Here is a 12,012-nt window from a genome sequence, read left to right as displayed (position 1 = left end):
GGTGTTCGTCGTGACAGCAAAAATTGTGACTTTTGGGATCAGTAAAGGAGGCTGCTCGAAGTCTACCAGCAGTGGCATCACTTCCTATCTGCTTAGCAAAGAGGAAAAGGTGCTGGCGATTGATATGGACGGTCAGGGAAACTTGACGAGTTTTTTAACAGGAGAATATGACATCTGCAATGTGTTTGAGGAGAAAACGGTCCTGGAGGCCATTTTGAATGGGGACGCGCGTCCTTATATTATCAAAATCAAAGAGAATCTAGATTTATTACCTGCTAATGACTTTCTCGCAACGCTGCCTAGAAGAATGTTTGAAAAAGGGTTGAAATTAGATGCGCTTCAGAAGGCTCTGAAACCGGTGATGGAGGATTATGACTGGATCATTATCGATACACCGCCAGCTTTGAGTGAGCAGACGGTCATGCCTTTAAGCACGCATTCGGAAGCCGGCAGCTATGCGGTGGTAATGTTTGATGGCTCGATGTTTGCTTACTATGCGATTCCGAAGTTTTTAGAAATTGTCGCTGGTGCCAGAGAACGTTACAATCCGACGTTAAACGTAGCAGGAATCCTGTTCTCGTTAATTGACTCGAGAGCCAAGGAAAATGAGATTATGGAAGAATCCATTGAAGAAGATTATCCGGACTTGAAATTCAGTACGATTATCCGAAGAAAAGCATCAACTAGACGATTAGCCATCTCTGGATTTGATGGCAACCCCGAGTTAAAAACAGCACTAGAACACTACATCCCATTCGTAAAGGAGTTAAAAGAACGTGTCCGATAAAAATAAAATCAAAGAAAGACTTAAGAAACCAAGTGCCACACAAGCCTTTTTTAATTCATATGATCAAGATATTGTTAACAACAATGAAACAAACAAAGATGAAGTTGAAGATAACAACGAAAACGTTAATGAGACTGAAAATATAGTTGATGTTGAAGTTAACCACAACAATGACAATAACCAAGATGATGTAACATATGTCATTGATGACAACGTTGTTAATGTTGGTGATGATGACGATTACCTTCGCAGTCTGGCGGTTGGAAAAAAGGCAACGCGAAAGAAGAACAAAAAGGTATTCACTTCTTTCTACATGGAACCTGATTTAGCCAGAGAAGTCGACAAGATTGCATCAAGAGGTGCAAAAGGAGATAAATCCAAGCTGATCAACACAGCGATCAGAAAGTTATTGGAAGAGTATGGGGTTATTGAGAGAAATAATTGATGTCTAATTTAGTATGTATATCTTGAAAATAAAAACATTTATATAGATAACAATAAAATTAAAACATATGTCATTAATAACAATGTTGTTGGTAATGACATATGTTTTTTTGTGTGGAAAACTTCCTTCGCTTCTCTAGAAAAGTGCGAGCAGACTAACAGATTGTAACGTGAATCTAGAATCATAGGTGTCCAAGCAAAAGGGACAAGTTGCTCATATAATTTACTAAAGGATGCCGGAGGTGAGTAAATGGGAACAAGGGTTAATTCTTGTCAAGTAGTTACTGTTACTAATGTTTATAGTAATGCATATAGACCTTGTGATGGACAAGAAGTTATTCTGTACGATTTGGACTCTGATTTAGTAAGTGCTGGTGGAGTGATTACTTTTCATGGTGGTGGTGCTGAGTGTACACCAACATTCGATGTGTATGATCAAGATGGAAATGTAACTACGATCACACTAGAAAATAATACAACTGTTGCTCGTTCTTTTTCTTCAATAAGAACAGTAATCGGAAGATGTCCCTTCAATCCTTCGGGGGGAACCAACTGTCAAATGAATATACAAGGTACACTTTTCTTTTGTATTTGCTGCCAGTAAATACAAAAGAAACAAGGGGACGGTTTGTTGTTGCTTTTTGAGAAGGCTCAGGCCGTCTTCTCGTTTTCTAATGATAAAATTGCGATAACTTATATAAGAAATTGGCCAAATATAATATTAACGCAATGGAGTATTAAGAAAGGATAAATCTATGGAAAGAGCAGTCGAATTGGCGTTGAGCAATGTAAATGGTGATGGACAACCTTTTGGTGCGGTTTTTGTGGAAGATGACTGTGTTGTGGCTGCAGCAGTAGACGATGCGGATCGAGGAAAAGAAATCATAACAAAATCATGACAACCATCCCTGTTCTGTTACTTGGTGTAAGGTATTTAACCTTATATGTTAATATATATGTCGATGTATATATTAATTACAATTTTATTATATAAGTTAGGTAATACATCAAAGTGTATAATAACATATTCATCATTGTTGTTTATGTTTTGATTGTTATTGTCTTAAGATTTAAGAGCATGAACCCGCAGTGAGTGAATTCCTCCTAACTATCTAGTATTGGTCAGTGGGCTAACTTTTTTAAAAAAATAGCACCTGCTATTCTTCGCAGATGCTTCTTCTAAAGGGGGAATACATTATCATCTTTCCCAATATAGGACTTTGCTATACAAGAATTTTTATATTTTTTGAGATTGCTTGAGAAAAGCATGCGGTAGTATGGTGGGGAGTGACTGAGCTTTTACTTTAGTGGATCATTGAGTGATTATAGTCCGTGTTTTTCAATTTTAAAACGGAAGATTACTGTCATCCACTACAGGACGTATTTCTTTAACCGTTTTGGTGATATCATTGGTGCCGTTATAAGTTGCTTTTTCGAGGATTGTCTTTCTATGACCTGTCTCATTTTTAATCTTCTCTAACAAACGATAAGCCTCAATGGCAGCTGTGAATGAAGGATCGGCACAAAATGATTGACTATTTACTTCAAAAGAGCCTTGAGATATCATGCGTTGTCCTTCTATGTTTAGATGTACTTCTATGCTGATTTTCATCATTCTTCTCAGTCCTCTATGGTACATATATTTTTTACTCGTAAGTAGTAAAACTCATCACGACCACGTCATTTTAGCTATTTGTTTAGTATACTCTGCTCCCTGAATTTCTACTAATTCCATTGTAACTCAAGGGTACCTTTGAACAGCCTTCCTTCTAATTTTAGTAATCACAAAGCTAATAGGTTTTTATTCAACACAGCCTTCCGATTTTTCAAGTAAGTGTTGTCTTAATATTTATTAAATATATTGTTGTTGTATATGTTGATATATATGTCATTTTTATTAATATGGTATAAATCGACTTATATTGTGCTGTAAGAATTAATATTATTTTTAATATATATAATTTTTCTGGCATATCTACTGCAGGTTCCCTTTTAACGCTTAGGGACATTTCGTAAAGCATCTTTTCACGTCCTCACAGACGATAGCCTCCTGCTGCTACGTTCGGTGTAATATCACAAGATACTGAACCTATTCAAAGAAGTTAGGTCTATATAAAGATGATAATGATGTTAACATATATGTTATAATCAACAACATTTATAACGATAAATAATATGAATATCCATATGAATTTTACTATCATAAACCATGATGAGAGAACAAACGTAACGTTCATAATATCTTAAGATTTTATAGTATTTGAATTCCCTATAATGAAAGTAGGGAGGGGACTATGATGAAATTAATTTTTTTGTTTATTTTAGCTATTCATGGCCTTATTCATTTACTTGGTTTTTAAAGCCATTCGAATTGGCGAGTATTGATACATTAAGATGCTAAATTTGGAACGATCCCGAACATGATTGTTCTCATATTTGCAATCTATTCTTTTGCGGCTTGGAACTTTAATGTTCAGATAGAAAAGGAAATGGATAGTCTCCTTTCGCAGGCAAAAGTAACTGAGAACCAACTAATCAATCAGCAAAAGCTCGTTTATTTACCACCGCCAGTACAACGATGGTTAAATCGTGTTGGGATCGTCGGAAAGGAACCCATCGAAGTAGCGTACATCCAACAAAAAGGGAAATGAAATTAAAGCCTAATCAAAAAACATGGTATACAGCCGAAGTAGAACAATATGTGACGACTAATCAACCCGGATTCCTTTGGAAAGTAAAGATGAAAATGTCTCCTTTTATGCATGTAGTTGGCAGGGATAAATTTCAGGATGGCAAAGCAGCGATGACGATGAAAATGGGTTCTCTGCTTTCTGTTGTGAATACAGCTGATCATGAGAAGATAAACCAATCTAGTCTGTCACGATACTTAATGGAAATCATATGGGTTCCCTCAACTGCACTTAGTCCTTATATAACGTGGAAGGAAATTGACCAAAATTCAGCCGAAGCGACTATGACCTATAAAGGGGTTTCGGTTTCTGCCGTTTTTTATTTTGATGATTCCGGTGATTTTTTAAAAGTCAGTGCCTGAAGATACAATGATAGTGGTGAATTAACAGAATGTATTGGCGAAGCCCAGGAGTACGGTGTCTTTGATGGAATCAAAATCCCCACGAAAGTAAATATTACTTGGGTATTGGATGAAGGATTATTTACATGGTATAAGCTTGAAGTGTTGGATGTTAAATATAACTAAACTTTTTTCGGACTAAGAAACAGGGATGGATCTTTTACTCAGAACCATCATTGTGCTTTTTTATGCTGTTACGGAGAACTACATATTATAAAAAATATATATGTTAATATATATGTCATTTTATAATATGTTTATTTTATTGTCATATAGGTTAATGTTGTTATTGATATGTTAATAGTTGCACAGTGTGTTTTATATAAGTCTAAAAAATATTAAGAAACAGCCCGCAGCAAGTCATTTGGATGCGGCGATCATCGCAAGGAAAAGCACTTGCAATCATCGCCGCACCATGAACTCCCTCCCAAGAGCAGTCGGGAGATCATTTCAAAATCACTTGCTGCTCAGTGCTAGAATCAGAGATGCTCTATAAAAATAGTTAAGCTGTGTAATCACTTTGACCATGTTTGCGAATTAACAAGCTCAGCCTTATGAAGCTTCGCGAATCAGCTGCCTGTATCTTCTCGATATTAGCTACGTGATGTGGGCAATTCTTTACTTCTAAAAAAATAGCACCTGCTTTTCAGCAGATGCATCTTCTAAAGGGGGAATACATTAGTATCTTTCCCAGTATAAAACTTTCTTATACAAAATTTTTCGTATTTTTTTAGAAAAATAGTTTAGCACATACTTCAGTTTGATTTCCTTGATTCCTCATTTAATTCTGCTAGAAACTTATCAACTATCTTTTTGTCTATCTGATTCATAGCGTCCATAAGCTATTAATATATTAAAGAGAATGAACACAGATAGAAGGAAAATTAACAGTTCCGTCGATACTGGGGGTATTACGTTAAAAAAATATAACCTTTTAGGAGTGATGATTGTATGACAATTTGGATAGATATCGATATACCAACGAAACATTTTGGAATTCATCTCAAAAATAATTCTCGTAATCCCCGGTACAAAGGGGTTAACCAGCTTTTAAGGGATGGGGGATGGTTAGAAATAACTTCAAAAGAAGAGGCACTAGAATTACATAAGCAGGAGTATCCAACCTTTACGTTGGTAGATCGAACTTAAGGGCACAAGTAATTAATAGGGCTGTAATTAATGGTATCTAGGAAGAGCATGATTAGTGTATGAATATGAGAAAGCAAGTCATCAGCCATTGAAATCGCTGATGGCTTTTATTTTGGTCGGATAATTATCGAATCTTTTCAAACATCAATAAGTCTTCTACAAGCAGCCGTCCGCGTCTCCTCCGACAACGACCTCCTGCAGTTGCATCCGGCGCGGTCTCCGAAGCCACGGCCTCTATTCGAGGAAGTATTCGTGCAAGCTAACTCATGGTGCAGCCATGCCGAGGCAGATTCATGGAGGAAAGCTTCGCATCGCTGCACCGAAGACTTGCGAGGGCCTATTCAAAGTTGGCCAGGCTTCCTTTCCATTCTAGTAATCTGCTGATAACGAGGTGCCGCAGGATACCGCCCCCCTCCTCTCCCTTCCCCCTCAAACTCCCCCTAACCCTCTCCACCCCCCGTGTTCCAGTGCGGCTTCACGTTCCGACAAGCTTCACTACCGCACAGGAACAAATGCGGAAGGATTATGGTTGAAGGGGACTGGAGAGGAGAGGGGCTTGGCTTCTTTGTGATGCCTTTCGAGGATGAAATTCATGGAGCAGGCATCACAAACAGTCGGAAACACTCCGTACATTTCCGACTGGCCATATCCCGGCTAGCGTTGTAATCTGTGACTTTCGGATTAATGGGTGATGCCTGGCATAATGCAGAGTCAATGAAGAGAAAGAAGCAATCAATCCTTCTATCGAAGCATTGATTGCTTTTATTTATATTTGAAGGCAATTTCAAGCAGCATCGCAAAGCAGCTGTCCGCGTCTTCTCCGACAACGGCCTCCTGCAGTTGCATCCAGCGCGGTCTACGAAGCCACGGACTCTATTCAAAGAAGTTCTCTTATAATCTTTTAAAGAAAACTACCTTTCTGAATCAAGTTCCTGCACACTGACGCTTCCGTTTCCTTTTGGTTCGGGGCCCCAGGTCTCATGTGATGGGTCAACGCTGCCGGAATTCACTACTCACTCGTACCTCGTTCAAACAACTTGCGTCTTCCGGCGACCAGCCTATCACATGGCCCACCCAAAGCAAAAGACTACGGGTCGTCAGTGAATGAAAATGGATATCTAAGCCTCCGAATTAGGGAATTCTTAAATCATAACAGTTTTTAAAATCCATACGTATGTTGCAAGTGAGGAGGGATTTGTTCAGGAAACGATGTTAAAGTTTGCCGAAAAAATCCACGTTTAGAACGTCGGGTAAATTGTGAAGGGATTGTATTTTGTTCGGATGATTGTTACGAAGAATATGATGACTCACCAAATGATCATGATCATCCATATATCGATGATTATGATGCATTGCGATTTGAATATGTTCAGTCGATGAAAAGTTACGAAGAAGACCCTTATAAATCGGTGTTATTCGGAAGTCCCAGAAAGGAATAGTTATTAAAAAGTATTGAATCTATGATGGACGAGTTCGATGATTATTATAGATTAGGAGGCAATGATGGCATTTTTTCGAAAGAGTTATAACACTAATTACTTGCTTTGGAAGGATTATATGATGTGATTACGAATTGGCAGCCAAACGAGAAAGAACTGAGAAAACATAGAAAAGCGCTGATTCAATAATCAAAAGGGGGAGGGCGTTTCTATTGTAAGAGTGTCCAGCTCAGATACGAGGGTGAATGTGATAGGGATCCGCAGTATTGTGGAAAGGGGAGTGAGTACTATGATAATGGAGACATATGGTATGAGGGGACATTTAAAGGTAAATAGGGGATCGAATATTTGGAGGATGAAAGTAAGAAAGTACATGTTGAATTGCGGCCGATTTAATGACAAATTAACTTAAATCCCTTGTCCCACAAGGGATTCAAAAGTTGGTGAATTTTTTTACTGCACGGGTAAGACAAGCCGTTCATAATTTCTTTTATCTGTTGAAAATCATTATCAATATATATTAGACAGAATCTATGAACATTTGGATTATGATAGTTCGGTTAATGAGCAAAGCAGCGTCAATCATTCTACTGTAGATCGAGCAAGAGATGAAAGATATATAGTTTCAAGCATGGATTATCAGTTCTATCTGGTACGAAATATTGTGACGAATCCAAAAAGTTTTACTGAAAATGAAGCTAATATGTATCAAGCCGAAATTAAAGACTCCAAAGGGAACATTCATGGCCTTGCACGACTTAATATGGCAGGAGATTTTGAATTGGCAATGACAGACGATGAACAGGAATATTGGAACAAGTTAAGGTCTATCTTCAATGCAATGGATGAAATGACTGCTGATATATTTGACATCATCTGCTTTCTTTATTTATTTGTTCCATAAGATCAAGATATCGAAACGTTCCCGTATTCCTTCTAAAACGTACAATTTTAAAAGGGATATCCCAAAAGTAGAGCAACTGAATTCAAAAATAAAACACAAATTTATTATTCAGTATTTTAAAAAAATATTGACATTTAATCGTCTAGTAGTTTATAAATGAAATATATTAATAGGAATGACGTTCCTATAATAGGAATTCTAATCGATTAACTTATTGGGGGGGGGGTTACTGTAAGGGCGTAGCTTTAAAAATTTGTGGAAGGAAACCAAAAAAATATTTTTAGGAGGAAATGTTATGACAGAAAATACATTGCGCTTTGAAACTGATGGTAATATCGAATGGATAATCTTTAATCGACCAGAGAAGTTAAACTGCCTTACAAGGGAAAATTTATTACAAATTGGTCAGCATTTAAGAAAAATTTCAAAAGATGAAAGTGTAAGGGTTGTCATTTTTACTGGAAGTGGGGAAAAGGCTTTTTCCGCAGGAATGCATGTCAATGAGTTCAATCAATTAACTCCTCAAAATGCCTATGAATTAATTTCTGAGTTAAAAATGGTATGCGAATTAATTCGTACTACTCCACAACCTGTAATTATGGCTGTTAATGGATATTGTATTGGAGGGGCAATGGAAATGTGTATGGCTGCAGATATACGAATAGCAACAAAAAATGCCATGTTTTCTATGCCAGAAATTAACTTAGGAATCCCCTCTGTTTTAGATTCTGTTCTGTTACAACAACATGTTGGACTAAGTTTGGCAAAAGAAATGCTATTGATTGGAGAATCAGTTAGCGTGGAAAAAATGAATCAATTTGGATTTTTAAATGATGTAGTTGAGCAGTCAGAACTGAAAGATAAAGCGAAGGAATATGCTAATAAATTAATTGATAAGCCGTTTTTCACGATCAAGCAACAAAAAGAGTTGTTTGAAACATGGCAAAACTCACATTTAGATTACGGAATTCAGGATAGTGTAAATAAATTTGCTCTAGCATTTACTACAAATGTTCCACAGAAAAGATTAGATGAATTTCTTTCAAAAAAATAAATCATAACTAAATTAATGGAGTGAAATATATGACTTTGCCTTTGGAAGGCGTGAAGGTTTTAGAATTAGCAAGAACATTAGCTGGTCCAATTTCAGGTCAAATGTTAGGAGATTTAGGAGCTGAAGTAATTAAAGTTGAACAACCTGAAATAGGTGATGAATCAAGACACTTTAAACCACCAGTATGGGAAGGAGAAAGTTGTTATTTCCTAAGTTCAAACAGAAATAAGAAGAGTATAACTTTAAATCTTAAAACTGAACAAGGAAAACAAATCATATATGAAATTGTAAAAGAGAGTGATATTTTAATAGAAAATTTCCGAACAGGTGCTACTGAGAAATTGGGTCTGGATTATGAAACATTAAAGAAAATAAATTCAAGGTTAATATACTTATCCGTATCAGGTTTTGGACGCACAGGTCCGGAAAAGTACCGTTCTGGATATGATTTGTTATTACAGGGTTATTCTGGATTAATGAGTACTACTGGCGAACCAGGTGTTCCATATAAAGTCGGTCCTTCTATTGCTGATATGTCTACTGGAATTCTCGGTGCTTTAGGAGTATTAGCTGCCTTATTAGCTCGGGAGAAGACAGGTGAAGGACAGTTTGTAGACTGCAGTTTGTTAGATAGTCAAATTATGGTGCTAAACTATTTAGCAACAGGGTTCTACGCAACAGGAAACTCTCCTAAGCCTATGGGGCAAGCTCATAATTCTCTTGTTCCATATCAAATTTTTAAAGCAAGTGATAAAAATATTATCTTAGCTGTTGGAAATGATAGATTATGGGTGAAAGCTTGTAAAGCAATGGGCTGGGAAGATTTATTGGAAATTGAGGAATATAGAACAAATCAACTACGTGTGGCTAATCGTGAAAAACTTATTCCTATCTTAAGTGATCGGCTAAGTAAAATATCAGGTGATGAAATTTGTGCAAAGCTTGATGAAGTAGGAGTTCCCTGCGGTCCTATTAATTCTGTAGGTGAAGCTGTTACTTCTCCACAAGCCCTAGCTAGAAATATGATGGTAGATATTAATCATCCTACAATAAAAGATTTAAAGACTCCTGCTTTTCCTATCAAACTCTCTGCAACCCCAGCAACTGTTCGTTGTCATCCACCTATATTAGGGGAGCACACAGAAGAAGTTTTATCTTTATTAGGATATAGAAAAGAAGATATTGATGCGATGCGTCAAGAAGGTGTCTTATAGGAAGGGGTGGCCAGTATAAAAAGGATCATTCTTCTATTAAATAATTTATTCAATGGATTGTCTATGATTGGTCTAGTATTAATGATGATATTAATTACAGCAGATGCAATGGCACGATATATACTTCATCAATCATTACCTGCGGTATATAGCATTACAGAATCCTATTTAATGGTAGTGGTTGTTTTCCTTGGTATGGCATATACGCATTATAAGGACGACCATATTCGATTTGAATTAATAGTAAGTAAGGTACCTTTTGGAGTACAAAAAGTTCTGAATATAATCTCTCATTTATTTGCTCTTGTTTTTTTTACTGCTATAGGTTACGAGGGATTATTACTAACACTAGATGCCTGGATTACTAAGGCCTCAACTGGAGGTATAGTTTCTGTCCCGATGTTTCTATCTTATATATGGGTGCCGTTAGGATCGTTCATGCTGATACTAATCTGCGGTTTGAAAATCTTTGAATCTTTCAATATAGAGGTTCCAAAGGACAAAAATCTTAAAGCTTAATAATATGAGGAGATTTAAATAATGATATTTCACTAACCAATATAGTGATTTGAATTGTGAAAAGCATCTTATTAAATTTTGAAAGGAGGGCTAATATATGGAGATTGCTATAGCATTTTTGATATTAGTATTCTTTATGGCTGCTGGCATGCCAGTTGGGTTCGCTTTAGGGATCGCTGGTGGTATCGGTATTTGGTTAAGCATGGGATTTAACACTATGTTAGGAATTTTTCAGACAGCGCCCATTGAAAATGCCGCTAGTTTTACCTTAACAACAGTGCCGATGTTTATATTAATGGCAGAGTTTATGAATAATGGTCAAATGACGCAAAAATTATTTTCAGCAGCTGTTAGATGGTTCGGCCACTATAAAGGTGGGATGGCTATTTCAACGGTAATGGCAGCTGCTGGCTTAGCTGCAGTTTCAGGTTCTTCTACTGCTTCAGCTGCAGGGATGAGTTCATCTGTAGTCCCTGAAATGAGGAAGTATGGTTATGACGATAAAATTTCTGTAGGGGTTGTTAGCGTTGCAGGTACACTAGCATTTATTATTCCTCCAAGTACTGTCTTAATCATATACGGGATATTAACTGAGTCTAGTATCGCAGAATTATTTGTCGCTGGGGTGATTCCGGGATTAATTACAGTCGTAGGCTATTGTGCAGCGATTTATCTTTGGGTTAGAAAAAGAGAAGATATAGCACCAAGCTTAGAACGTTTTTCAATGAAAGAAAGAGTGTCATCACTTAAGGGAATTTGGTCGGTAATCTTGTTATCACTTGTTGTTATTATTACTATTTATAGTGGAATTGTAACACCAACTGAAGCAGGTGCTTTTGGTTCATTCTGTGCATTAATCATAATGCTACTTCAAAGAAAACTTAGTTTCAATGGAATAAAAATGGCGTTAACCTCTACTGCTCAAACTACCGCGAAAATTTTCATTATCATTATTGGCGCAATGATATTCGGTTACTTTTTAACCATTACAGGCTCAGTACAGGATTTAATTAATATGATACAATCCCTAGATGTGAATAGGTGGGTTATTTTGGCCATTATCATTATTGCCTATCTGCTTTTAGGATGTATCATGGATCAGATGGCGATATTGTTCCTAACAATTCCATTAACTTTTCCTTTGATCGTTGCTCTAGGATTTAATCCTATATGGTATGGAATTGTGATTGCAAAAACGATAGAAATTGGCTTAGCTACTCCTCCATTGGGTTTGAATGTATTTGTCGCTGCAAGTGCTGCCAAAGTACCACTTGGTACAGCATTTAAAGGAGCTGCACGTTTAATTGTAGCTGACTTTGTTATTCTAGTAATCTTGATCGCATTTCCAGTCTTAGTCACTTGGTTACCCGGATTAATGTAATATTTAATTACTTCAATAATATTGGGAGGA

At 36.8% G+C, this 12,012-nt stretch carries 11 protein-coding genes and 1 pseudogene; 11 read left to right on the top strand and 1 reads right to left on the bottom strand.

Annotated features, from left to right (window positions below):
• Nucleotides 1-10: 10 nt before the first annotated feature.
• From CZ487_RS00660 to CZ487_RS26445, 4 genes are all read left to right on the top strand, one after another.
• On the top strand, nt 11-787 hold the full coding sequence (locus tag CZ487_RS00660) for a ParA family protein (protein ID WP_237562776.1): 777 nt from the start codon (nt 11-13) through the stop codon (nt 785-787).
• Complete coding sequence (locus CZ487_RS00655; protein WP_077210420.1) at nt 777-1,232, top strand: ribbon-helix-helix domain-containing protein; 456 nt, start codon at nt 777-779, stop codon at nt 1,230-1,232. Before CZ487_RS00660 ends, CZ487_RS00655 begins: the two co-directional genes overlap by 11 nt.
• A 249-nt stretch (nt 1,233-1,481) precedes the next feature.
• Nucleotides 1,482-1,835, top strand: coding sequence for a hypothetical protein (locus CZ487_RS00650; protein WP_077210419.1), 354 nt, complete (start codon nt 1,482-1,484; stop codon nt 1,833-1,835).
• A gap of 151 nt (nt 1,836-1,986) precedes the next feature.
• A complete protein-coding gene (locus CZ487_RS26445; RefSeq protein WP_154675999.1) occupies nt 1,987-2,130 on the top strand; it encodes a hypothetical protein in 144 nt (47 codons plus the stop codon).
• 446 nt (nt 2,131-2,576) lie between these two features.
• On the opposite strand, the gene CZ487_RS00645 is transcribed toward CZ487_RS26445, so the two are convergent.
• On the bottom strand, nt 2,577-2,846 hold the full coding sequence (locus tag CZ487_RS00645; RefSeq protein WP_237562775.1) for a hypothetical protein: 270 nt from the start codon (nt 2,844-2,846) through the stop codon (nt 2,577-2,579).
• 805 nt (nt 2,847-3,651) lie between these two features.
• On the opposite strand from CZ487_RS00645, the pseudogene CZ487_RS27830 reads away from it, so the two are divergent.
• The 7 genes and pseudogenes from CZ487_RS27830 (at nt 3,652) to CZ487_RS00605 (ending at nt 11,982) form a co-directional block, all read left to right on the top strand.
• Nucleotides 3,652-4,448, top strand: a pseudogene (locus tag CZ487_RS27830) (DUF6920 family protein).
• Nucleotides 4,449-5,273: 825 nt separating this feature from the next.
• Complete coding sequence (locus CZ487_RS00630) at nt 5,274-5,471, top strand: hypothetical protein (protein WP_077210417.1); 198 nt, start codon at nt 5,274-5,276, stop codon at nt 5,469-5,471.
• A 1,980-nt stretch (nt 5,472-7,451) separates the two neighbouring features.
• On the top strand, nt 7,452-7,814 hold the full coding sequence (locus CZ487_RS00625) for a hypothetical protein (protein WP_139339508.1): 363 nt from the start codon (nt 7,452-7,454) through the stop codon (nt 7,812-7,814).
• Nucleotides 7,815-8,109: 295 nt separating this feature from the next.
• On the top strand, nt 8,110-8,868 hold the full coding sequence (locus CZ487_RS00620) for an enoyl-CoA hydratase/isomerase family protein (RefSeq protein WP_077210415.1): 759 nt from the start codon (nt 8,110-8,112) through the stop codon (nt 8,866-8,868).
• Between the two features lie 29 nt (nt 8,869-8,897).
• Nucleotides 8,898-10,082, top strand: coding sequence for a CaiB/BaiF CoA transferase family protein (locus CZ487_RS00615; RefSeq protein WP_077210414.1), 1,185 nt, complete (start codon nt 8,898-8,900; stop codon nt 10,080-10,082).
• 6 nt (nt 10,083-10,088) lie between these two features.
• Entirely contained in the window at nt 10,089-10,601 is a 513-nt protein-coding gene (locus tag CZ487_RS00610; RefSeq protein WP_077210413.1) for a TRAP transporter small permease, read from the top strand.
• 97 nt (nt 10,602-10,698) lie between these two features.
• Nucleotides 10,699-11,982, top strand: coding sequence for a TRAP transporter large permease (locus CZ487_RS00605; RefSeq protein ID WP_077210412.1), 1,284 nt, complete (start codon nt 10,699-10,701; stop codon nt 11,980-11,982).
• Nucleotides 11,983-12,012 lie beyond the last annotated feature (30 nt).

This window comes from Robertmurraya dakarensis, from assembly GCF_900156875.1.
Taxonomy (GTDB): Bacteria; Bacillota; Bacilli; order Bacillales; family Cytobacillaceae; genus Robertmurraya; species Robertmurraya dakarensis.
This window is presented reverse-complemented; position numbering and strand designations above follow the sequence as displayed.

Excerpts from the sequence above, each read along its gene's own strand:
- CZ487_RS00645 (WP_237562775.1), bottom strand. The coding sequence starts at position 2,846 with ATGATGAAAATCAGCATAGAAGTACATCTAAACATAGAAGGACAACGC.
- CZ487_RS00605 (WP_077210412.1), top strand. The coding sequence starts at position 10,699 with ATGGAGATTGCTATAGCATTTTTGATATTAGTATTCTTTATGGCTGCT.
- CZ487_RS26445 (WP_154675999.1), top strand. The coding sequence starts at position 1,987 with ATGGAAAGAGCAGTCGAATTGGCGTTGAGCAATGTAAATGGTGATGGA.
- CZ487_RS00630 (WP_077210417.1), top strand. The coding sequence starts at position 5,274 with ATGACAATTTGGATAGATATCGATATACCAACGAAACATTTTGGAATT.
- CZ487_RS00615 (WP_077210414.1), top strand. The coding sequence starts at position 8,898 with ATGACTTTGCCTTTGGAAGGCGTGAAGGTTTTAGAATTAGCAAGAACA.
- CZ487_RS00620 (WP_077210415.1), top strand. The coding sequence starts at position 8,110 with ATGACAGAAAATACATTGCGCTTTGAAACTGATGGTAATATCGAATGG.
- CZ487_RS00650 (WP_077210419.1), top strand. The coding sequence starts at position 1,482 with ATGGGAACAAGGGTTAATTCTTGTCAAGTAGTTACTGTTACTAATGTT.